The organism is Hyunsoonleella flava, assembly GCF_004310325.1.
Lineage (GTDB): Bacteria > Bacteroidota > Bacteroidia > Flavobacteriales > Flavobacteriaceae > Jejuia > Jejuia flava.
This window is the reverse complement of the sequence record NZ_SIRT01000002.1, coordinates 140795-162159: the sequence shown is the minus strand read 5'-3', so window position 1 is coordinate 162159 and position 21365 is coordinate 140795. Positions and strand designations below refer to the sequence as shown.

Annotated in this window: 21 protein-coding genes; 10 read left to right on the top strand and 11 right to left on the bottom strand. The window is 36.1% G+C overall.

The annotated features are described in order from the left end of the window. Together EYD45_RS03885 and EYD45_RS03880 are read right to left on the bottom strand one after the other, a co-directional pair. Positions 1–1623 (bottom strand): 4Fe-4S binding protein, encoded by a 1623-nt coding sequence (locus tag EYD45_RS03885; RefSeq protein WP_130963045.1) that lies wholly within the window; start codon positions 1621–1623, stop codon positions 1–3. 11 nt (positions 1624–1634) lie between these two features. Continuing rightward, entirely contained in the window at positions 1635–2993 is a 1359-nt protein-coding gene (locus EYD45_RS03880) for an NAD(P)/FAD-dependent oxidoreductase (protein WP_233702514.1), read from the bottom strand. A gap of 343 nt (positions 2994–3336) precedes the next feature. On the opposite strand from EYD45_RS03880, the gene EYD45_RS03875 reads away from it, so the two are divergent. The 6 genes from EYD45_RS03875 to EYD45_RS03850 all read left to right on the top strand — a co-directional run bounded on the left by EYD45_RS03875 (position 3337) and on the right by EYD45_RS03850 (position 9045). Continuing rightward, complete coding sequence (locus EYD45_RS03875) at positions 3337–4050, top strand: DUF547 domain-containing protein (RefSeq protein WP_130963044.1); 714 nt, start codon at positions 3337–3339, stop codon at positions 4048–4050. 34 nt (positions 4051–4084) lie between these two features. Next, positions 4085–4987, top strand: coding sequence for a hypothetical protein (locus EYD45_RS03870; protein ID WP_130963043.1), 903 nt, complete (start codon positions 4085–4087; stop codon positions 4985–4987). A gap of 105 nt (positions 4988–5092) precedes the next feature. Then, on the top strand, positions 5093–6094 hold the full coding sequence (locus tag EYD45_RS03865; protein WP_130963042.1) for a glycoside hydrolase family 113: 1002 nt from the start codon (positions 5093–5095) through the stop codon (positions 6092–6094). 6 nt (positions 6095–6100) lie between these two features. After that, on the top strand, positions 6101–6832 hold the full coding sequence (locus EYD45_RS03860; RefSeq protein ID WP_130963041.1) for a hypothetical protein: 732 nt from the start codon (positions 6101–6103) through the stop codon (positions 6830–6832). Beyond that, on the top strand, positions 6829–8088 hold the full coding sequence (locus EYD45_RS03855) for a POTRA domain-containing protein (RefSeq protein WP_130963040.1): 1260 nt from the start codon (positions 6829–6831) through the stop codon (positions 8086–8088). The genes EYD45_RS03860 and EYD45_RS03855 overlap by 4 nt, the downstream gene beginning before the upstream one ends. Positions 8089–8313: 225 nt before the next feature. Continuing rightward, entirely contained in the window at positions 8314–9045 is a 732-nt protein-coding gene (locus tag EYD45_RS03850) for a metallophosphoesterase family protein (protein ID WP_130963039.1), read from the top strand. Here the strand turns inward: EYD45_RS03850 and EYD45_RS03845 are convergent. From EYD45_RS03845 to EYD45_RS03810, 8 genes are all read right to left on the bottom strand, one after another. Continuing rightward, the gene (locus tag EYD45_RS03845; RefSeq protein WP_130963038.1) at positions 9042–9764 is read right to left on the bottom strand and encodes a TIGR04283 family arsenosugar biosynthesis glycosyltransferase; all 723 of its coding nucleotides are present in this window, start codon (positions 9762–9764) and stop codon (positions 9042–9044) included. The genes EYD45_RS03850 and EYD45_RS03845 overlap by 4 nt on opposite strands. Then, positions 9757–10788: a DUF547 domain-containing protein gene (locus tag EYD45_RS03840; protein WP_233702512.1), complete on the bottom strand. Its 1032-nt coding sequence runs from the start codon at positions 10786–10788 to the stop codon at positions 9757–9759. The genes EYD45_RS03845 and EYD45_RS03840 overlap by 8 nt, the downstream gene beginning before the upstream one ends. After that, positions 10733–11704, bottom strand: a complete 972-nt coding sequence (gene arsM, locus EYD45_RS03835; protein WP_130963037.1) for an arsenosugar biosynthesis arsenite methyltransferase ArsM — start codon at positions 11702–11704, stop codon at positions 10733–10735. The genes EYD45_RS03840 and arsM overlap by 56 nt, the downstream gene beginning before the upstream one ends. A 75-nt stretch (positions 11705–11779) precedes the next feature. Continuing rightward, positions 11780–12592 carry a purine-nucleoside phosphorylase gene (locus tag EYD45_RS03830; protein ID WP_130963036.1) on the bottom strand — a complete coding sequence of 271 codons (813 nt, stop codon included), beginning with the start codon at positions 12590–12592 and terminating at the stop codon, positions 11780–11782. Continuing rightward, complete coding sequence (locus EYD45_RS03825; RefSeq protein ID WP_130963035.1) at positions 12585–13214, bottom strand: TIGR04282 family arsenosugar biosynthesis glycosyltransferase; 630 nt, start codon at positions 13212–13214, stop codon at positions 12585–12587. The genes EYD45_RS03830 and EYD45_RS03825 overlap by 8 nt, the downstream gene beginning before the upstream one ends. Further along, positions 13207–13701 carry a rhodanese-like domain-containing protein gene (locus EYD45_RS03820; RefSeq protein WP_130963034.1) on the bottom strand — a complete coding sequence of 165 codons (495 nt, stop codon included), beginning with the start codon at positions 13699–13701 and terminating at the stop codon, positions 13207–13209. Before EYD45_RS03820 ends, EYD45_RS03825 begins: the two co-directional genes overlap by 8 nt. 9 nt (positions 13702–13710) lie before the next feature. Continuing rightward, positions 13711–14775, bottom strand: coding sequence for an arsenosugar biosynthesis radical SAM (seleno)protein ArsS (arsS, locus tag EYD45_RS03815; RefSeq protein WP_130963033.1), 1065 nt, complete (start codon positions 14773–14775; stop codon positions 13711–13713). A gap of 134 nt (positions 14776–14909) precedes the next feature. Next, the gene (locus EYD45_RS03810; RefSeq protein ID WP_044637200.1) at positions 14910–15245 is read right to left on the bottom strand and encodes an arsenosugar biosynthesis-associated peroxidase-like protein; all 336 of its coding nucleotides are present in this window, start codon (positions 15243–15245) and stop codon (positions 14910–14912) included. Positions 15246–15448: 203 nt separating this feature from the next. Between EYD45_RS03810 and EYD45_RS03805 the strand changes: the two genes are divergently transcribed. The 4 genes from EYD45_RS03805 to EYD45_RS03790 all read left to right on the top strand — a co-directional run bounded on the left by EYD45_RS03805 (position 15449) and on the right by EYD45_RS03790 (position 20462). Beyond that, positions 15449–16930 carry a xylulokinase gene (locus tag EYD45_RS03805; RefSeq protein WP_130963282.1) on the top strand — a complete coding sequence of 494 codons (1482 nt, stop codon included), beginning with the start codon at positions 15449–15451 and terminating at the stop codon, positions 16928–16930. A gap of 150 nt (positions 16931–17080) precedes the next feature. Continuing rightward, on the top strand, positions 17081–18406 hold the full coding sequence (gene xylA, locus EYD45_RS03800) for a xylose isomerase (protein WP_130963032.1): 1326 nt from the start codon (positions 17081–17083) through the stop codon (positions 18404–18406). A gap of 68 nt (positions 18407–18474) precedes the next feature. Continuing rightward, positions 18475–19905 carry a sugar porter family MFS transporter gene (locus EYD45_RS03795; protein ID WP_207303287.1) on the top strand — a complete coding sequence of 477 codons (1431 nt, stop codon included), beginning with the start codon at positions 18475–18477 and terminating at the stop codon, positions 19903–19905. Between the two features lie 188 nt (positions 19906–20093). Beyond that, positions 20094–20462, top strand: coding sequence for a VOC family protein (locus EYD45_RS03790; protein ID WP_130963030.1), 369 nt, complete (start codon positions 20094–20096; stop codon positions 20460–20462). Here EYD45_RS03790 and EYD45_RS03785 read toward each other — a convergent pair. Continuing rightward, positions 20459–21301, bottom strand: coding sequence for a pseudouridine synthase (locus EYD45_RS03785; RefSeq protein ID WP_130963029.1), 843 nt, complete (start codon positions 21299–21301; stop codon positions 20459–20461). The two genes, EYD45_RS03790 and EYD45_RS03785, sit on opposite strands and share 4 nt — an antisense overlap. Positions 21302–21365: the final 64 nt, after the last annotated feature.

The window sequence follows — 21365 nt, the reverse complement described above, 5'->3', positions numbered from 1 at the left end:
CTATTTTTGATTCACCAAATCCATCAAATCCACATCATTCCCAAGCAAAATTTCAGTAGGATTAATACGCCCTTTTTCTGGTCCGTTCTCCAGTTTTAGAACGCCTCTTGGGCAAACTGCAGAACACACACCGCATCCCACACAACTGGCTCGAATAATATTTTCACCTTTTTGGGCATAAGCCCTTACATCAATGCCTTGTTCGCAATAGGTAGAACAGTTACCGCAGGAAATACATTGCCCACCATTAGTTGTAATTCTAAAGCGAGACTTAAAACGCTGTACCAATCCTAGGTAAGCTGCTAGCGGACAACCAAAACGACACCACACACGGTTGCCAAAAATAGGATAAAAGCCCGTGCCAATTACACCAGCAAACCAAGCACCAATAAGGAAACTATATGTATCTTTTATCCATTGTGACTTTATCCCTAAAAACGCCTCAGCGCCAGAAAAATAGCAATACAACGTAACCAATGTCATCACTAAAGAAAATACCAGAACAGAATGAATCAACCAGCGTTCCAACTTCCAAGCATTTAAACTTTTGTTTGAATGTTGTCTATAAGGGTCTCCCAGTGTTTCAGCTAATCCCCCACAACCACATACCCAGGAGCAATACCAGCGTTTCCCAAAGAAATACACCATCACGGGCACAATTACAAGCGTTAATACTATCCCCCAAACTAAAATAAAAAGCCCTATTGCTCCGCTATTTCTTAAACTATCAATGTTCCATTCAAAAAAGAAATCATAGTCTAATGGAAATGCATTCTTAAAATCATATCCTGGCATATTTAAACTAGTCATAATTTCAGGAATCAGAAATGCAAATACAATTTGAAAAAACAAAACCGACGTCGTACGGATGATTTGATATTTATTATGCCTGTATTTTATATACATGCGTACAGCCATAACAATCATAATTACACAATACAAGAAGCCGTAAACAAACCATTGACTTGCTGGCCCTCCATTTAAAAACTTACTAATGGGGTCTAAAATGTAAGTCCAATTCACCACATAATCTGGCATGAAATACAATAGTAAATAGAACATTACCAAGTATATCAATACTAACCATGCTATCCAACCGCGATTAGTACTGGCCTCATGATAAATGCCGTTATGTTTAATACCTGGTCTACCTAATAAAATGAGGTTAGGTAAAATAAATAGCAAAGCCCCAATAATTGCTAATCCAAAAGTTAACCACCATAACAATCCTGCATTTTCCTTTACAAAACCAGAACCAGCCTTTTTAGCCAACTCATAACTTAAAGTGTGCGGTTTTCCATAAATAAGGTATTGGTATTGCTCACCTTTTTTATCCCAATTTTTCTCTGCATCGTACTTAGCTATCAAGTCATTGTAGTAACTGTTTGACGCTTCATAAGCACCTCTAACACGACTTGAAAACTCAAAAATATTCAAGTCTTCCTCCGTTAGTGTTGCCTTTTGCAACTCCGCTTTTATCACTTCACTTTTATATCCTTTCGATGCTATAAAGTCATTTAATTCTGCTTCTGTTAAACCAAAACTCCCCGTAAAAAGTGTTCCTGTAAAAATACTTAAACCTATAATGAATAAGACTAAACCTATTTGTTTTAAAACTTTCATAACCTCTTCTTTTAAGCAAATATGCGTTTCCAACTTTTCTTTTTAAGCTGAATGTTTGTATTGTTTTCTTTGTTGAATTTTGATACGATAGCTTTCTCGTGAAGTTTATAAAATTCAGGATCAAAATTAGCATCAGCCAAATGCGTTAAAACATAATCAACGGATTGTTTTTCATTCAAAACGCTGTCGAAAAATTCATGACGCATCCGGATACCGAAGGTATTAATGCCAATAAACTCGCGAGTGTTCTTATCATAATTAATATGAATGCACTTATTGCCATCGGCATGCTCCCAATAAAAACGAGTCTCATTTTCTTTTGGCTGCGCCCAAACCCAACCATACGTTTGGTATTCTAAATCCATAAATTTCGCAGAGTTAAACCAATGTCCTGGTTTGTATTGGATACGGTTACCACAAATAGTTTGTGCTACAGTTTCTCCCATCATTCTACCTGTGTACCAAACCGCTTCAATGGGTCGTCGCTGGCCTATGCCTTCATGTTGTTCGGCACAATCACCTATAGCATACACATCTGGGATATTGGTTTCCAAAAAGCGATTCACTTTAACACCACGACCCGTCTCAATTTCAGAATCTTTAATAAAATCAATATTAGGTGAAACACCTGCCGTCAATCCAACAACATTGCACGGAATTTCCTCACCCGTTTCCTGAATAATCACAGATTTTACCTGCCCATTTTCGTCAGCAACAATCTCTTTTAAATTGGCTGAGAGTCTTAAATCTATACCATTGGCAATAATTTCGCGATTAATCATAGCACTTTCGCCTTCTGGTAAAACACCATTCCAAAAACTAGGTTCTCTCACTAAAAAGGTAACTGGAATATGTCTAGAATGTAGCATTTCTGCTAGCTCAATACCTATCAAGCCACCACCAACAATTACAGCACGCTTGCATACTTTGTTATTTGGCGCATATTTTTCCAGATTTTCTAAATCTTGCTTATGGTACATCCCCATTACGCCATCCAAATCTTGCCCTGGCCACCCAAATTTATTGGGTTTACTTCCAGTTGCAATAATCAATTTGTCATATTGCAATGTATCCCCGTTAGCAAAATGCAACGTTTTAGTTGAGGTTGCAACCTCCTTTACAAAACCATTTTTTAAAGTAATCCTATTTTTCTTCCAGAACCAATTTTCATAGGGTTGTGTATGTTCAAACTTCATGTGCCCCATATACACGTACATTAGCGCTGTTCGTGAAAAGAAATAATCCGTTTCCGCAGAAACAATAGTTATTTTTTTATCGGAAAGCTTTCTAATATGTCTGGCTGCGGTAACACCAGAAATTCCGTTTCCTATTATTACAATATGTTCTTCCATAATTTGGTTGTTAGTCATTTTTATTTTGGCGTTACCCTCCTAAGGTCGGGTCGGGCTTTCGGCAGTCGCTCTCTGCGAGGAGCTTCAACAAATGCCTCAATCCCTAACGCGGGCATACTTGCTTAGGTAATGCTGTCCCAAAGTCAATTTTTTATTCGCCAAAGTTGCTACAGCACGCTATTAGGTCGCATCTAAAGATAAGAACTTAACACTGCACTCTAATTTAGAAACGCTTTAAATTGGTTGTTGTTTGTAAGGAATTGCAAAGTCATAAGACGCCAAAAAATTGTAAGTTTTTTTGAAAGTTTATTCAAATTAAACAGACTTAGGTTTCAGAAAAATGAAATTCAAATCAAAAAAAATGAAAAAATATATCTTAATAATCGCTTTTATTTCAACCGTATTTTCTGCAAAAGCGCAAGACTTAACTACATTTTTTAAAAAAGCAGATGCCTTTTTTAAGGCCAACGTATCAAACGGAAAAGTAGCTTACGATAAAATTCATGCTAACCAAGCACAACTAAACGAAGTTTTAAAAATTGCCGAAAATATTTCAGTAGAAAAAAGCGATGCCAAAAACTATCAAGCCTTTTGGATAAACGCCTATAATTTATCAGTTATAAAAGGATTGATAGACAAGTATCCCACAAAATCACCATTAGATAATGCAGGTTTTTTTGATAAAACAAAACACAATATTGGCGGCAAAAACATCACCTTAAATGATATTGAACACAAATTATTAAGAGGTAATTTTAAAGAACCAAGATTTCACTTCGTTTTGGTTTGTGGTGCTGTTGGATGTCCGCCATTAATTAGTAAGGCTTACTTACCAAATACGTTGGATGCACAATTAGAAGCACAAACTAAAAAAGCCATAAATGGTAGTTTCATTCAAGTAAATTCAAAGAAAAACCGCGTACAAGTATCTCAAATTATGGAATGGTACAAAGAGGATTTTAAGACTAAAGAAATGGACGAAATCGACTTCATAAATAAATATAGAACTGAAAAACTAGAAGGTAAATGGAAGTTAAGTTACTTTCCATATAACTGGACAATTAACAAACAATAACCTCAATTTTTAAAACAAATAACAAATCAAAATAATGAAAAAGATAATAGCATTAATAGCACTAGCAACAGTAACCTTTACAGGGTTTGCACAAGAAGACGAGCAAGAAGAACGCAGCGTGATACAGACTTACACCCCTTCAATACTTTTAAAAAAAGGACAGTGGGACATAAAATGGTTCAATAATTTATATACAGAGACTAAAGATTTATTTGGCGGACCAAATGGTGACCAAAAACAAGATATTCCAAGAAATACATTTTTCACCTCTTCGGTAGATATATTTACGGGTATTTCTGATAATAATAATCTAAATATTGGTCTTCTGTTCGAAGTGCGCTCTAATGCTATTGGCGGTAGAAATGCTTTGGACGTATTCTCTTTTGATGGAGAAAGAGGTACAGCACGTTCTGGTTTGACTTCTTTTGCTCCAGCCATAAAATTCAATCCTATCAAAAACGTTGGAAATTTCACTATTCAAACTGCGTTTCATATCCCCTTAATTGATAATGAAACCGAAAACGGTGTGTTTCTAGACCAAGATGGTTTTATCTTTCAAAACAGATTCTTCTACGATTATAGTTTCGCTGGTGGCGATTGGCAATTATTCACAGAGTTAAATACAGAGTACAATTTTGGAGAACAAGCTAGTTTTGCTTACAATAGTTTACGCTTGACACCTGGTGCCTTTTTAAGTTATTTTCCAAGTTCAAAATTCACGGTTTTGGGGCTGGTTCAACATTTACAATTGATTTCTTTTGGAGGAAATGATTTAGGTGAAAATGATTTTAGCCAGAACGCCACAATTTTGGGCGGTGGCGCTAAATATCAGTTAACAGATGAACTTAACGTTGAGTTCTTATACTCAAACTTCTTTAGAGGCGAGGCTACAGGTCTAGGGCAAACATTCAATATCGGATTAAGAGCATTGTTCTAAAGGTTAAATACTCACTCATCGTTAGATGAAGCCAATAAATTTGTCATTCCTGTACAAATGGGAATCCAGATTATAATAGTAAATTAGGAGTTTAAAACTTTGCTTATGCGGTTGTTTAAACTCCTTTTTTTTATTCTTCTACTTAACTTCCAATCGTGTAATGCGCAAACTAAAAAAATTAACGGTGTAAGTTTTGTGGCTGCCAATGCCGAAGTAAAGGAAAAACATATTTCTCCTGTAGTAAAAGTAAATGCCAACTATGCGGCCATCATGCCATTTGGATTTATAAGAGATTTAAAACATCCTGAAATTATTTATAACACCCATAGGCAGTGGTTTGGAGAAACCGTAGATGGTGCAAAACAATATATCAAGACACTTCAAAAAAAGAACATCAAAATTATGTTGAAACCCCAAATTTGGGTGTGGAGAGGTGAGTTTACGGGTTATATTGAAATGAAAACCGAAACGGACTGGAAAACTTTAGAAAACTCCTATTCAAAATTTATTTTGGAATATGCAGTGTTAGCTAATGAAATCAATGCCGACATATTTTGTATTGGAACGGAATTAGAACGTTTTATATCAAATCGACCTGATTATTGGAACAACTTAATAAAAGACATAAAACATATTTACAACGGAAAATTAACCTATGCCGCCAATTGGGATGAGTTTAAACGCACACCCTTTTGGAATAAATTGGATTTTATAGGTGTTGATGCTTATTTTCCTGTAAGCGATAGAAAAACACCAACTTTTGAAGAGTGTTTAAAAGGTTGGGGAAAGCATAAAAGGGTTATTCAGGATATTTCTGTGAAATATGGTAAACCTATTTTGTTTACCGAGTTTGGATACAGAAGTGTAGATTATTCTGGCAAAGCACCATGGAAAAGTGATAGAAAAATGGGAGCCGTTAATTTAGAAGCCCAAAACAATACCACAAAAGCACTTTTTGAAACCTTTTGGAAGGAAGATTGGTTTGCTGGTGGTTTTGTTTGGAAATGGTTTATAAATCATGACAACGTTGGAGGTGAAAACAATGCAATGTTTACGCCCCAAAACAAACCGGCTGAAGGTTTAATTCGTAATTATTACAAACAGTAGTTTATCATGGGCAAACTTAAACATCTACTACTTTCATTTATCATCATGATGTCGTGCACCGATACTGATGATGCTATTGAACAAACCTTAGAATTATATGCTTCAAGCAAACCCATTGAAACAGGAGCGGTAATCGCATGTGCCGCAAGTGATAAAGATACAGGAGACGTACTTACTTTTTTTTATCCAGAGGACGGTGCCACCAACATTAGATTTTATGAAACCAAAAACGCACAGCAAAATCACGAAGATTACACAAATTACAAGCAGGTTTTTTTAGAGAACGAACCATTTTTTAATGGTCATTTAGGGAAATTCACCCAATCCAATTCTAATGAAAAATGGGTAATCATCACTTTTGAATTGGATAACGAAATAAAAATCTCCAACCCAATTCGCATTAAGCACCAATCTAAGCCCACAGTATGGACGGATGAGGTAATTATCAATCAAACCACCTCCAGTATGCCCGTTTTTTCATGGCAACATAATGCTGCGGGTGATAACGCCATTTATTTTCAGGTCATTTCAGATGCGCAAGACAGTTTACTATCTGGAACATACACCTACGAAAGCATGTTCCAATATTATAATACCAGCAATGTGGTTTTAAATGTTACCACGCAATTACCACCACCAGATTTGGTTATGGGAAATACTTATAATTTCACCTTAATGGACGTAAGTTTGGATAATTGGGTCAATTTAGTGGTAACAAAATCGTTTAGTGCCAAATGATGAAAAGAGCCTCAACTTATGTTTTAATTGTATGTTGTAGTTTTTTTGCTTTTGCTCAAAACGCAGTGGTGGCAGACCTAAAAATCCAAGGAAACGAAAAGATAAAATCGTCATTTCTTAAAAAAATAGCGAGCGTAAAATCAGGAGCACCTTTAGACTCTTTAGAAATTGCAGAAGACATCAAACTTATCAAGAGACTACCCTCCGTATCACATGCCTCTTATCAAGTTTTTCCCGCTGGAGACAACAGGTATAATGTGTTTTATAATATCGAAGAAAACTTCACACTTATTCCATCTGTTAATTTTTATACAACGGATGACGATGAATTTGCATATCGAATCGGTTTATACGAATTCAACACATTTGGTAGAAACATCATCTTTGGAGGGTTTTATCAAAAAGACATTTATGATTCTCATGCTATCAATCTAAGAGCACCTTTTCTCTTTTCAAGGCGATGGGGTTTGGCCGCCAATTATCAAGATTTAACAACGTTGGAGCCAGTTTTTTTTGACGACGAAACAGCACAATACCGATACAACAACAAAAGCTATGAAATACTTGGTTTGCATAGGTTTGATTTTCATAATAGACTGGAATTTGGTGTAAATTATTTTACAGAAGATTACAGGTTTAGAGGAGATAATATAAATAACAGACCAGAATTAAACGTTCATAAATGGTTAGCAAAAGGTATTTACGAGTATAATAATCTGGATTATTTTTACCATTTCGTCTCAGGGTTTAGAAGTATTTTTAATTTTCAGTATGTAACTTCTACTAACGATATGCTTCCCGATTTTTTTATCGGTTGGAACGATTTTTTCTATTTCAAGCGCATAGGCGAAAATGGCAATTGGGCCAACAGATTGCGCATGGGGCTTTCCACAAATGATGAAACACCTTTTGCGCCTTTTTCTGTAGATAACAACCTTAACGTTCGTGGTGTAGGTAACACCATCGATAGAGGTACAGGGGTTATCGTCATCAATACTGAATATCGTCATACCCTTTATGAGAAAAACTGGTTTGTCCTACAAGGCAATGCATTTATCGATGCAGGCACATGGCGAAACCCAGGGGGAGATTTTGGCGATTTTAGCAAAAAAGACAACGTAAAAATATATCCTGGGTTAGGGTTGCGTTTTATTCATAAAAAAATATATAATGCCATTTTTAGGATAGATTACGGCTATGGTATCACCGAGAATTCCACAAAAGGTTTTGTATTTGGTATTGGGCAATATTTTTAGTTACAGTATTTGAGCGCCTGCCGGCAGGCAGGTTACCCTAAAGGGTCGGACTTTCGCTAGTCTCTCTCTGCGAGGAGCTCCGTATACCTTTCAATCCCTAACGCACCTATCAGACAAAGTAAATCAAAACCCTAAAAAAAGTAATCATTTGTAAACTACATTTCTTATTAAAAAACCACTGTTATTAGTAAAGATTCTACTAGTTTTGCCTAAAACAAATTCAATATGCGAACTTTTGCAATTGGCGATATTCACGGAGGTTTAAAAGCACTTATCCAACTTTTAAATACTCTGGAAATTAAAGACGAAGACCAACTCATTTTCATGGGCGATTATGTGGACGGATGGAGTGAATCTGCCCAAGTAATCCAATTTTTGATTGAACTTTCTGAAAAAGTTAACTGTATTTTTATAAAAGGCAATCATGATGTGTGGTGCGAAGAATGGTTACGAGATGGAGATGTAAACAAGGTATGGTACATGCATGGAGGAAAGGAGACCATGGAAAGCTATGAAAGATTCAGTGAAGAAGAAAAGCGAAAGCATTTAAGCTTTTTTGAAACCCTAAAAATGTACCATTTAGATACTGAAAACAGGTTGTTTTTGCACGCAGGTTTCACTTCAATGCATGGAGTTGAAAAGGAGGTATTCCAAACTACATTTTATTTTGACAGAACACTATGGGAAATGGCGCTGACTATGGACAAGCGTATTGAGAAAAACTCTGAATTGTACCCAAAGCGACTCACGCACTACAAGGAAATTTACATCGGGCATACGCCTACCTTAAATTACAATCAATATGAGCCCATGAATGCTATAAATGTTTGGAACATTGACACAGGCGCAGCGTTTTTTGGGAAATTATCTGCCATAAACATTGACACCAAAGAAGTATTTCAGAGTGATGTGGTAAAGGATTTATATCCCGATGAAAAAGGAAGGAACAAAAATTAAGCGTTCACCAAGTTTTGCAAGTAATAAGACTGGAGTTCGTATGGGGAAGCTCCCAATCGACTTTTTAAGTGAATCCTCCAAAAATGGAATTGCGTTTTCCATATGCCATGTTTTTCATAGCAACGCGCAGAGGTCGTCAACCATTTTGGGATAACAACAAACTCATTTCTAGCATATAGTTTTGAAATCAGGTCGTTATCTTCATAAATAGAAAAACGTTCATCATAACCACCAATGTCATTGAAAAGTTGGCTTGTTATAAACTGACTTTGATCACCTCCTCGACTAGCCTTAAATGGTAGAGCAGTTAGCCAACCTGCCAATGTTAACCACCAATGGTTACTATCAAATTTCATTCTAAAACAACCAGCATTATTACCTTTTTTCACGACTCTAACAATGTGTGCGTCAAAATGCTTGGGAGGAAAAGAATCAGCATGCAAAAAATAAAGAATGTCACCACTGGCGTTTTTTGCTCCAATATTCATTTGTTTTGCACGACCTTTTTCTGAAATTATTAGCTTAGTATCAATTCGAGTGTTTTCGCTTTGCGAAAACGTATCGAGAACCATCTGCTGCGTGCTGTCTTCACTTCCACCATCTACTATAATGATTTCAGCAATATGTTCTTCTGAAGAATTTTCAGTAAGATGATTAAGCAGATTTTTAATGCATCCTGCTTCATTTAAAACGGGTATGATAATTGAAATTTTATTCATTCAAATCCCAATTATAATCCATATAGCGTATTTTGGTTGAGTGATATACTGTTTCTTCAGAATATTTATTCAAAAAATCTATCAGATTCGTGTTTTGATTAAAGTCTTTAGAAAACCACTTGAATATTTTTGATAGTTTAATTGGGTTATCAGAAAGGTCGTTTTTACTCTTATCACTTAGAAACTCCTCAGTCGCTTTAGTTAGCTGTTGTTCTAAATTTGAAGCTGTAAATGCGTCATTTTGCAATTTCGGACAAGAATCAGAAGCGCAAACAATAGCAAAATGAATACGTGGTTCATCCATTTTTCGTAAAATTTGATGTTCTATTTCGTCCAAATTGTACCATTTTTTACCTAATTTCCAATGGCGTTGTTTCCACGGGTCTTTAATATCTTTAATACTTTTTATAGGATAATTTCGTAAGATTAAGTCGATAGTTAAGGCGTTGTAGGCATTTATCCAATAGGCTAGTTTGTCTTCTTTTGTCCAATCATTATTTGGTGTATTATTGGCCAATAGCTCAATATACTTTAATAAAACACCTCTGCTTTTTTTCAACCCTGAGTAGTCTACATTTCCATCTGTCGAAACATATTTTTCCAATACATCGTCCCAAGAATCATGATTGAAAGCTTCTGGATAATAAAGAATTGTGTCGTGTTCAAGTATCGGTTCCTCAATTTTCTCTTCTACTGCTTTATTAGCTATTGAATCCCTAGTGCTTTCACCAGAACTCTTAATTAAAGGTTTATTTACAATTTCAATATCAGCGTCGGAATCTGGAACATAAAGTGAATCTGTCATTTTAATCACTTTTGTGGTAGTGGTTGCCGTGGTATCTATTTCATTCGTTCCAGAAGTAGAACGCTCAGTTTTGTTCACCACCTTTTTGGCCCCAGAGCAGGCTACAACTAAGCAGGTTAAAAAAATGAGGCCAAAAAATTTCATATCTAATTCTAAATATAAACTAACAACACCCGCCACCGTCATAGTGGTATGTAGACTCACTAATGAAAATATCATGCCGATTTAGATTTGCCAACACACCAGCGGTTTTATCACAGATAGCTAAAGGCTGATTTTTGAGCAACACATGCCCTTTTTTATCATCAAAATAATCATCTTCGCCATAATAAATCGCAGCCTTCCCAGTAAAGATACATGGTCCATCTTCTGGCATTGGGTCTTTGATAGCCGCAACCTCAATAGACTCAATGTAAATTAATTCATCTGTTGGGTAATGTTTAGGGTCTAAAATACGATAGGGTTTTCTAGCTCTAATTTCAATAGTACCAAAACCAGCATCGGTTAAGGCTTTTACATAATCTGCAATGGGCAAACTGCCACTTAAACATAATGCACGCAAGCGTTCATCATTTCTCAAATCTTCATTCATAGGTTGCTCACAGGTTGGGTCGCTCATCACCAAACGTCCATGAGGCTTTAAAACACGGTACATTTCGGCAATGGCCTTTTTTAAATCCTCAGCCTTAAAAATATTGAACAAACAATTTTGGGCAGCTACATCAATGGAGTTATCGTCAACAGGCAAATTTAAAGCATTCCCTTTTTTAAGATCTACAAATTCACTTTTAAACCAATCATTTTGGGCTTCGGCCTCAATAAAATTTTTGCGTGAAGCTTCCAGCATTTCGTCAACAACATCAACGCCAATTACGCCTCCTTTTTGTCTATTAAAGTAAGCGAACTGCAGCAGTTCCATACCGCCGCCAACACCAACATAAAGCATTTTTGGGTTATTGGTTAAATCTCGTGCATGAACCGTAGAACCACAACCATAGTTCATTTCTTGCATGATCTTTGGGATTTTTAATCCAGGTAATTCCCATATAGGATTTGTGGTACAGCATAAACCAACATCTGGTGTTAGTGCTGCTTCTTTGTAAACGTCATGGGTTGTTTCTAAATAGCTATTCATAATCAGTTTTTCTAAACATTAGATATAATAAAGGTAGGCACTTTAAATATCAAAGGTGTAACAAATATTACACTATCAAATATTTTCTATTAGTTCTTTAAATAAGGTTACCATATCTGGTTCTGCTTTTCCTGCCATGGCAATAATTTCCGCAATATCAACAGGTGCTAGGTTATCTGGGTCGCATTCATCTGTTAAAACTGACACTGCTGCTACTTTTAATTTTAAATGATTTGCCACAATAACCTCTGGAACCGTACTCATACCAACGGCATCAGCCCCCATTATTTTTAGCATTCTATATTCTGCTCTGGTTTCCAATTGAGGCCCAACTACACTGGCGTAAACGCCTTTATGAAGTTTGATGCCATTAGCATTTGCAATGTTTTTAAATGTTGAATTTATTTCAGTATCGTAGGGCGCACTCATATCCACGAAGCGCTCGCCTAACTGTTCTACCCCTTGAAACGCCAAAGGCGAACTTCCTTGAAGATTAATATGGTCATCAATCAACATCAATTCTCCTTTTTTGAAATCTAGATTAATTGCCCCTGCGGCATTTGAAACCAATAAGGTATGTATGCCTAGTTTTTCCATGATGCGCACAGGATAAGTAACATCTTGAAGCGAGTAACCTTCGTAAACATGAAAGCGACCCTGCATAACAACTACCTTTTTACCAGCAAGTTTCCCGAAAATCAGTTTGCCTTTATGGAATTCTACGGTTGCAGTTGGAAAGTTAGGAATGTGATTATAACTTACTTCTTTAATAATTTCAACGTCATTAATAAGCTGACCTAAGCCTGTGCCTAGGATGATACCAATTTCTGGGGTATCAAAGCCTTTTTCTTTAAGATAATCAACTGTTTCTGTTATAAACTTAATCATTTAATTGTTTAATTTTTTCTTGTAATTGAAGATTAGATTTGTAAAACTCTGAGGCAATCAAATCCTCAAAAGTATCAATATCATTTAAGGTTTCTAATATACTATAATTGATGTTTTTAGACTTCAATTCTTGAACGGTAATTTGTAATAAATTGGATTGACTCCAAGGTTTGTTATCAAAAACACAATCATGAATTTTTGAAAGCCCGATAAGGTAATAACCACCGTCTACTGCTGGACCAAAAACCGTTTGAGAAGTTTCCAGAGCTTTTAATCCATTTTTAATGTGGGAAGCATTTATATCTGGAAGGTCTGAACCTATTAAAACAATACGTTCGTAACCATCTTCAAACCCTTTGGTAAAAGCATTTTTCATTCGTATACCAAGGTCTGAACCTTCCTGGACGTATTTATCAAAACCCTTCCATTTTTCATCAATAATCACATCAGAAAAGTAAATACGTTTGTCGGCCTCAACCTTAGCGGTTGCTTTTTCAGTGATTTCAACTAACTCCTTGTAAACTTCAAAAGCACCTAAATCCCCGATGGTTTTGGCGAGTCTAGTTTTTACTTTTCCAAGTTTTATGTTTTTCACAAAAACAATAACGAGCTCTTTACTCATATACTTTTACACCTTTTTTTAACCATTTACTCCATGCTTTAGAAAAGGCATGTATGGAGTCCGTAGGCTTTTCATTTTCGTTAACTACTTCTAAATCTTTATTCTTCCACTCAAAAATTCCACCATACAAGTTCAGTACATTTTTGTAACCTGCCTTCTTAAGTTTTTCGGCAACATCTTCAGAGCGGATTCCCAATGAACAGTACACTACTATTTTCGAGTCTTTATTGGGGAGCTTTTGTTTAACGGAGTCTAAATTGAAAAAATCGTACCCTACACAAATAGCATCTTTTAAATGACTGGTTTCAAATTTTTTTTCTTCTCTTGAATCTAGTAAGATAACCTCATGTTGAATTTGTTGCAATGTGTCTACTGAAATATAAGGGATGGATTCGGTGTTTTGCTGTTTTAAAAGTTTGGACAATTTCTTTTGGGAAAACCCAGACATTGAAATACCAAAACAAATGATTAGAAATAAATACCTCATACATTTTTTTTAAGCCACACTACCTTGGCAACTACTTCCTGCACCGGCAGTACAACCATAACAATGTTGTGAAATTACAATATTTCTACCTTCTAGAAGCTCTTCATTATACTCTGAAATGTGTTTTACTTTGCTGTTTACAGGCAATTCTAGCATTTGGTTAAAATCACAATCATAAAGAAAGCCATCCCAACTTACGGATATGGTATTTGTGCACATTACATTGGCAACAGCTGCTGGATTGTAAGCTTCTACCAACTGATACATGTAATCTTCATAATTCTCTGAGGCAATTAAATAATCCAAGAATCTTGAGATTGGCAGATTGGTTATGGCAAATAAATTATGAAATTGAATTCCAAAATCTTCCATCAATGCCTTTTTGAAATCTTTTTCCATCGCCATTTGATCTCCTGGTAAAAATGCGCCCGACGGATTGTAAACCAAATCCAAACGTAAACCGCTATCTGGCATACCGTAACCCACAGCATTTAATTCCTGAAGCGCTTTTATGGACATATCAAAGACGCCTTCACCTCTTTGTTTATCTGTTTTTCCTCGTGTCCAGTGCGGCATAGAACTCACTACATGAACATTGTGTTTTTTAAAAAACTCAGGTAAATCATAATACTTTTTATTGGCACGAATAATTGTAAGGTTAGAGCGTACAATAAAATCTATAATACCAGCTTTTGAAGCTTCCTCAACAAACCATCTAAAATTAGGATTCATTTCAGGAGCACCACCTGTCAAATCTAAAGTGTGTGCGCCTGTATTTTTAATCACTTCAAGACATTGCTGCATCGTTTCTTTGGTCATTATTTCTTTACGATCTGGACCAGCATCTACATGGCAGTGTTCGCATACTTGGTTGCACATGTAGCCAACGTTAATCTGCAAAATTTCAAGCTTTTTTGCCTTCAAGGGAAACTGATTTGTCTCACCTATTTTTTTTGCAAAAGTGGGTAACTCTCCATTTTGGAAAATACCGTTTGATAGGATTTCTAATTGTCTTTTGCTTTGAGCTAATGTGCTTTCGCGTTTATGTAGAGATTGTGTTTTTACTTTCGTCATATACTTTCTTAGGGACTATTTATCATGATAAGTTCTGTACCCGCGTTAGGGATTGAAACGGCAGCTTTTGGCGAGGCGCGCATCGAGCCAAAACTATTAGTGGAAAGCCCGAACCTTGGGGAACGCCCAATTAATTACCCATCCAACTTATTCACTTTATTCATCATTTGAACACCATGCACAAGGGTTGCACCACTTTTTATGGCGGCTCCTACATGAATAGCTTCCATCATTTCTTCTTTAGTTACGCCACGTTGCAAACCATCTTTTGTATATGCGTCAATGCAGTAGGGACACTGTTCTGTATGGGCCACGGCTAAGGCTATTAAGGATTTTTCGCGTGCCGTAAGCGCACCCTCCTCAAATACTTTACCGTAATACTCAAAGAATTTATTGCCTAATTCCTCACTCCATTCTGTGATTTTTCCAAATTTCCTAAGGTCTGCGGGGTCGTAGTATGTTTTCTGCATTATAAAATTTTAGTGTAAATATAAACATCTGGGGTGTTAAGTCGGTAAATTTAGCAGTACTTAACATAATTTTTAAACATTTTTGAATACTTAAATTTTTCGTAGAAACCAATGTGATATTTTAGAGTTTTAGACCGAAAATGAGTGTTATTTTTATACCTTTCGAGACTCGAATTATTTTCAAACCAACTAAAACCAAACAGGTGTATTATATTGGATACGATTTAGGAAGTTCTTCTGTAAAAGTGGCGATTGTTAACGCCAAAACTGGAGCAAATATCATTACCTTAAATGAGCCTACAAATGAAATGGAAATTGTGGCGCCTCAACAACATTGGGCGGAGCAAGACCCAAACATGTGGTGGAATTATATATGTGTGGCAACCAAACGCGCTATAAAGGAAGGCAATATTGATGCGTCAAAAATAACCGGTATTGGGATTTCTTATCAGATGCATGGGCTGGTTGTAGTTGATAAAGACCGTGAACCATTACGAAACTCCATTATATGGTGCGATAGTCGTGCAGTAGAGATTGGAAATAACGCTTTTAAAGCTTTGGGAGAAGATGTTTGTATGGCAAAATTGCTAAATTCACCTGGAAATTTTACGGCCTCAAAACTTAAATGGGTGCGCGATAACGAGCCCGATATTTATACAAAAATTGATAAGTACATGTTACCTGGAGATTTTATAGCCATGAAATTGTCTGGTGAAATTAATACCACTAAAAACGGTCTGTCCGAAGGTATGTTGTGGGATTATAAAGCAGATACTGTTGCAAACTGGTTATTAGAACACTATAATATAAATACAAATTTAACACCAAACATTGTTGAAAATTTTACCGCACAATGCGAGGTGAATGCGCAAGGTGCGAGCGATACTGGATTACCAGAGGGTATCCCTATTACCTACAGAGCAGGCGATCAACCCAACAACGCACTATCACTTAATGTGTTTAACCATGGGGAGGTTGCAGCTACAGGTGGAACATCTGGCGTAGTATATGCCGTTACCGATGTTTTAAAATCTAAAGAACCGTCTAGAATTAATCATTTTGCACATGTAAACTATTCAAACAGTAACCCAACATTGGGTAAGTTATTGTGTATAAATGGTGCGGGTATTCAGTACCGTTGGTTAAAGGATAATTTAGCTTCAAATACTTATGAAGCTATGAATAATAAAGCAGAAGTTGTACCTGTTGGTGCAGAGGGTGTTTGCGTAATACCCTTTGGAAACGGCGCAGAACGCATGTTCAACAACAAAATTGTAGGTACACATTTTTGCAATTTAAATTTAAATACACATAACGAAGGGCATTTGTGTCGTGCAGCTTTAGAGGGTATTGCGTTTTCTTTTGTGTACGGTATGGATATTTTAAAAGGCGATAATGCCGAAATAAAAGTGATAAGAGCAGGAAATGATAATTTATTCCGTTCTGAAATTTTCTCGAATACGGTGGCTACTTTAATCGGTCATGATATCGAGATTTATAACACCACAGGTGCAGTAGGTGCGGCGAGAGCAGCAGGTTTAACCGATGGTGATTTCAAAAAGTTTGGAGATAACATCACAGCAAACGACCACGTAATGACGTATAAACCACTAGGAAACAAAGCCCCTTACCAGAAGGCCTACCAAAATTGGAAAACACAATTAGAAGGTTTTTTAAATAACTAATATTTGGGCGTTACCCAAGGGTCGGGCTTTCGCTAGTCGCTCCCTCCTGCGTCGGGGAGCTTCAACATGCCGCTCAATCCCTAACGCAGATGCAGAATATATAATGATACTATAGAATAATAATTACATAAACGAATAAATACATAACACATGGCAATTTTAGGAGACAAAGAATATTTTAAAGGTATTGGAGACATCAAATTTGAAGGAAAAGATTCGGATAATCCTTTGGCATTTAAATACTACAATCCAGATCAAGTAGTTGCAGGAAAAACAATGCGAGAGCACTTTAAGTTTGCTATTGCATATTGGCATACATTCTGTGGGCAAGGTGCAGACCCGTTTGGTCCTGGAACTCAAAATTTTGAATGGGATCAATCTAACGACCCCATACAAGCAGCAAAAGACAAAGCAGATGCTGCTTTTGAATTTATCAGCAAAATGGGCTTCGATTATTTCTGTTTCCACGATTACGATTTAGTGGCCGAAGGTGCAACGCTTTCAGAATCAGAACAACGTTTAGCAACCATTACAGATTATCTAAAAGAGAAAAAAGAAGCTTCAGGTATTAAATTACTTTGGGGAACAGCAAACTGTTTTTCAAACCCAAGATACATGAATGGTGCTGCAACCAACCCAGAGTTTGATGTAGTTGCAAGAGCAGGAGCGCAAATAAAATTAGCTTTAGATGCTACCATTAAATTAGATGGTGAAAATTACGTATTCTGGGGTGGTCGTGAAGGTTACATGTCTTTATTAAATACAGATATGGGGCGTGAGTTAGACCACATGGCGCAGTTATTAACCATGGCTAGAGACTATGCTAGAGGTCAAGGCTTTAAAGGTACATTCTTTATTGAGCCAAAACCAATGGAACCTATGAAACATCAATATGACTTTGATGCTGCTACAGCTATAGGTTTCCTTAAAAACTATGGTTTAGACAAAGATTTCAAAATGAATATAGAAGTAAATCATGCTACACTAGCACAACATACTTTTCAGCATGAATTAGAAGTATCTGCAAATGCTGGTATGTTAGGAAGTATTGATGCTAACCGTGGCGACTATCAAAACGGTTGGGATACAGATCAGTTCCCAAACAATATTCAAGAAACTACAGAAGCTATGTTAGTCTTCCTTAAAGCAGGAGGCTTGCAAGGTGGCGGTGTTAATTTCGATGCCAAAATCAGAAGAAACTCAACCGATTTAGAAGATATTTTTTTAGCGCATGTAGGTGGAGCAGATACTTTCGCACGTGCATTACTAACAGCAGATAAGATTATTTCTTCATCAGCTTATGATAAATTAAGAGTAGAGCGTTACGCTTCATTCGATTCTGGAAACGGTAAGGCTTTTGAAAGTGGTAATTTAGACTTCAACGATTTATACAAAATAGCACAGGAGAATGGAGATTTACCTCTAAAGAGTGGTAAGCAAGAGTTGTTTGAAAATATAATTAACCAGTATATTTAAGCTCAAATTAATATTCTTTACATTTGGAATCATTAAAATAATATCGCTAACACTTAAAACTAAATATTTTGAAAACAGAAGAACAAGTAAATAAATTATATGTCATTGGAATTACCTTAGTTGCGACTCTAGGAGGTTTCCTTTTTGGGTTTGACAGTGGTGTTATAAATGGTACTGTAAAAGGACTTGAAATAGCTTTTGATGCACAAAATATTGGTAGTGGGTTTAATGTTGCTTCGATGTTATTAGGTTGTGCTGTAGGTGCATTTTTTGCAGGCAAACTAGCAGATTTATATGGAAGAAGATCCATGCTTATCATTGCTTCTATATTGTTTATAGTGTCTGCATGGGGGTCTGGAATTTCAACATCCTCTATTGAGTTTATTATTTACAGGATTCTTGGAGGCTTAGGCGTTGGTGCAGCTTCAGTGATGGCTCCAGCTTATATTAGTGAGATAGCACCGGCTAAATACCGTGGAGCTCTGGCTACTACCCAACAAATCGCAATTATCGCAGGTTTGTTTTTCTCATTCCTAAGTAATTACAAACTAGCCGATTTATCAGGATCTGCATTAAACCCCTTATGGTGGGAATATGAAACTTGGCGTTGGATGTTTTGGATTGAGCTGATACCTGCTACAATTTTCTTTGTATCGTTATTATTTATACCAGAAAGCCCAAGATACCTTGTAGCGAAAAGCCATAAGGAAAAAGCACAGAAAGTTTTAAGCAAGCTGTATGGTTCAATTACAGGAGAGCGAAAAGTACAGGAAATTGATGATTCTATATCTAAAGACCATAAACCTCGTTTTTCTGATTTGTATGACAAAACATTAGGGAGAATAAAACCAATCGTTTGGGTTGGGATTGGACTTGCTGCGTTTCAGCAATTTGTTGGTATTAACGTTGTATTTTATTATGGTGCTGTATTATGGCAAGCGGTTGGTTTTGATGAAGGCGATTCATTATTAATCAATGTGATTTCGGGTGCCTTAAGTATTGCAGGTGTGGTATTATCACTCTTCTTGGTAGATAAAATAGGAAGAAAGCCAATACTTATGATTGGTTCAATTGGAATGAGTATCACCTTGGCTTTGGTTGTATATGCGTTTTCAACAGGAACTATGGAACTTAATGCGGCTACAGGACAAGAAACTTTAGATTTAAGTGACAGCATGGGAATGTTAGCATTAATTGCTGCTAACGCTTATGTTATGCTATTCAACTTTTCATGGGGACCAGTAATGTGGGTGATGCTTGGGGAAATGTTTCCAAATCAGATAAGAGGTTTAGGTTTAGCTGTTGCAGGATTATCACAATGGGTCGCCAATTTTGCTGTTACTTTAACTTTCCCTATGTTACTTGGCTCAATGGGTCTAGCATTTGCTTATAGTTTATATACTTTAGGCGCTATACTTTCTGTATATTTTGTTTACAAATACGTATACGAAACTAAGGGTCTAGAGCTTGAAGAAATTGATAAGGCGTGGAAAAAATAATTAAGAAGAATAATATATAACACCAGAAAAGGGTATTCAATTTTGATTTGAATACCTTTTTTTGTTTTTACTTATCTCTGTCTTCGAAATAATTATAATTCTGAAATTCTGATTTTAAGTAATCCGTAATACTTTAAAGAACCCAATTAGATTAGAAACATTATTTTTATAAAGTAAACGTTTCTAAGATGTTTCATAATATAAAATCCCTCCGATCCTTTATAGGCGCCAAAGATTACAGCCTTTCCAGACAGTTTTACAATGATTTTGGATTTGAGGAACTAAAACTCTCAGATAAAATGTCTTACTTTAAATCAGGAGACTTTGGTTTTTACCTGCAAGACTATAATATTAAAGATTGGATAGATAATTCTATGATTTTCATGGAAGTAGAGCACTTAGAAACACATCTAAAAAATATCAAAGCACTTCATTTAGAAAACAAATATAAAGATGTGAAAATTTCAAAAATTCATTATAATGATTGGGGTAATGAATATTTTATACACGACCCATCTGGGGTGCTATGGCTTATTGGTGAGTTTAAAAACCCTTAAAGCATCTTTAAGGTATTTAACTCCTGTTCTGTTAAATGCTTCCAATGCCCACGAGGGATATCTTTTTTGGTTAAATGCCCGATCGCCACACAATCCAAGCTTAAAATATCGTAGTTAAAATGCTCAAAAATAGTTCGGATAATGGTATTGCCAGTATTCTTGATTTTTAAACCGACTTCCTTTTTACTAGCTCCATCTATAAAACTTATTTCTTCCACTTCTATTAGTTTCCCTTCAACCTTAAACCCATTTTGAATCTTCTTTAAATCTTCAAGCTTTAGGTTTTTATCCAATTCAATATGAAATAAACGCGCTACCCCATTTTTAGAATGAGTGAATTTCTTATGAACCGAATCATCATTTGTGAACAATAATAAACCTTTAGAGTTTCTTCCTAAGCGACCAATAGGTTTTATCTTGGCGTTGGTAGCATTAGCGACTAAATCCATTACCGTTCTGCCCTTTCCCTCACTAGTAGTTGTGGCAAAACCTTTTGGCTTGTTTAGTAATACATAGGCTTTTTTCTCTGGGCTAATTCTAGCACCATCATAGCGTACCTCATCACCTGGTTTTACCTTAAAGCCCATTTCAGTGATGATTTTTCCATTAACCGAAACCAATCCTGTTGCAATATGCACATCAGCTTCACGTCGTGAACACACGCCTGCATTGGCTACATATTTATTCAAACGGATTTGATCTGAATTTCCAGATTTTTTATGTTGCGAATTAGTCTTCTTAACAGGGGTTTTATCTTTGGAATTGATTTTATAAGGCTTGTTACCACCATCAAATTTTGATGGTTTTCCTTTTCCTTTACCGCCTTGTTGTCTGTTCATCACTGTAAATTTTGTGCAAAGATATACCTAATAATTTATGATTGATGATTTTGGGTTAAGGATT

What these genes read in the sequence shown, in the direction of transcription:
- EYD45_RS03885 (WP_130963045.1), bottom strand. Translation starts at nt 1,623, where the DNA reads ATGAAAGTTTTAAAACAAATAGGTTTAGTCTTATTCATTATAGGTTTA.
- EYD45_RS03880 (WP_233702514.1), bottom strand. Translation starts at nt 2,993, where the DNA reads ATGACTAACAACCAAATTATGGAAGAACATATTGTAATAATAGGAAAC.
- EYD45_RS03875 (WP_130963044.1), top strand. Translation starts at nt 3,337, where the DNA reads ATGAAAAAATATATCTTAATAATCGCTTTTATTTCAACCGTATTTTCT.
- EYD45_RS03870 (WP_130963043.1), top strand. Translation starts at nt 4,085, where the DNA reads ATGAAAAAGATAATAGCATTAATAGCACTAGCAACAGTAACCTTTACA.
- EYD45_RS03865 (WP_130963042.1), top strand. Translation starts at nt 5,093, where the DNA reads ATGCGGTTGTTTAAACTCCTTTTTTTTATTCTTCTACTTAACTTCCAA.
- EYD45_RS03860 (WP_130963041.1), top strand. Translation starts at nt 6,101, where the DNA reads ATGGGCAAACTTAAACATCTACTACTTTCATTTATCATCATGATGTCG.
- EYD45_RS03855 (WP_130963040.1), top strand. Translation starts at nt 6,829, where the DNA reads ATGATGAAAAGAGCCTCAACTTATGTTTTAATTGTATGTTGTAGTTTT.
- EYD45_RS03850 (WP_130963039.1), top strand. Translation starts at nt 8,314, where the DNA reads ATGCGAACTTTTGCAATTGGCGATATTCACGGAGGTTTAAAAGCACTT.
- EYD45_RS03845 (WP_130963038.1), bottom strand. Translation starts at nt 9,764, where the DNA reads ATGAATAAAATTTCAATTATCATACCCGTTTTAAATGAAGCAGGATGC.
- EYD45_RS03840 (WP_233702512.1), bottom strand. Translation starts at nt 10,788, where the DNA reads ATGATATTTTCATTAGTGAGTCTACATACCACTATGACGGTGGCGGGT.
- arsM (WP_130963037.1), bottom strand. Translation starts at nt 11,704, where the DNA reads ATGAATAGCTATTTAGAAACAACCCATGACGTTTACAAAGAAGCAGCA.
- EYD45_RS03830 (WP_130963036.1), bottom strand. Translation starts at nt 12,592, where the DNA reads ATGATTAAGTTTATAACAGAAACAGTTGATTATCTTAAAGAAAAAGGC.
- EYD45_RS03825 (WP_130963035.1), bottom strand. Translation starts at nt 13,214, where the DNA reads ATGAGTAAAGAGCTCGTTATTGTTTTTGTGAAAAACATAAAACTTGGA.
- EYD45_RS03820 (WP_130963034.1), bottom strand. Translation starts at nt 13,701, where the DNA reads ATGAGGTATTTATTTCTAATCATTTGTTTTGGTATTTCAATGTCTGGG.
- arsS (WP_130963033.1), bottom strand. Translation starts at nt 14,775, where the DNA reads ATGACGAAAGTAAAAACACAATCTCTACATAAACGCGAAAGCACATTA.
- EYD45_RS03810 (WP_044637200.1), bottom strand. Translation starts at nt 15,245, where the DNA reads ATGCAGAAAACATACTACGACCCCGCAGACCTTAGGAAATTTGGAAAA.
- xylA (WP_130963032.1), top strand. Translation starts at nt 17,081, where the DNA reads ATGGCAATTTTAGGAGACAAAGAATATTTTAAAGGTATTGGAGACATC.
- EYD45_RS03790 (WP_130963030.1), top strand. Translation starts at nt 20,094, where the DNA reads ATGTTTCATAATATAAAATCCCTCCGATCCTTTATAGGCGCCAAAGAT.
- EYD45_RS03785 (WP_130963029.1), bottom strand. Translation starts at nt 21,301, where the DNA reads ATGAACAGACAACAAGGCGGTAAAGGAAAAGGAAAACCATCAAAATTT.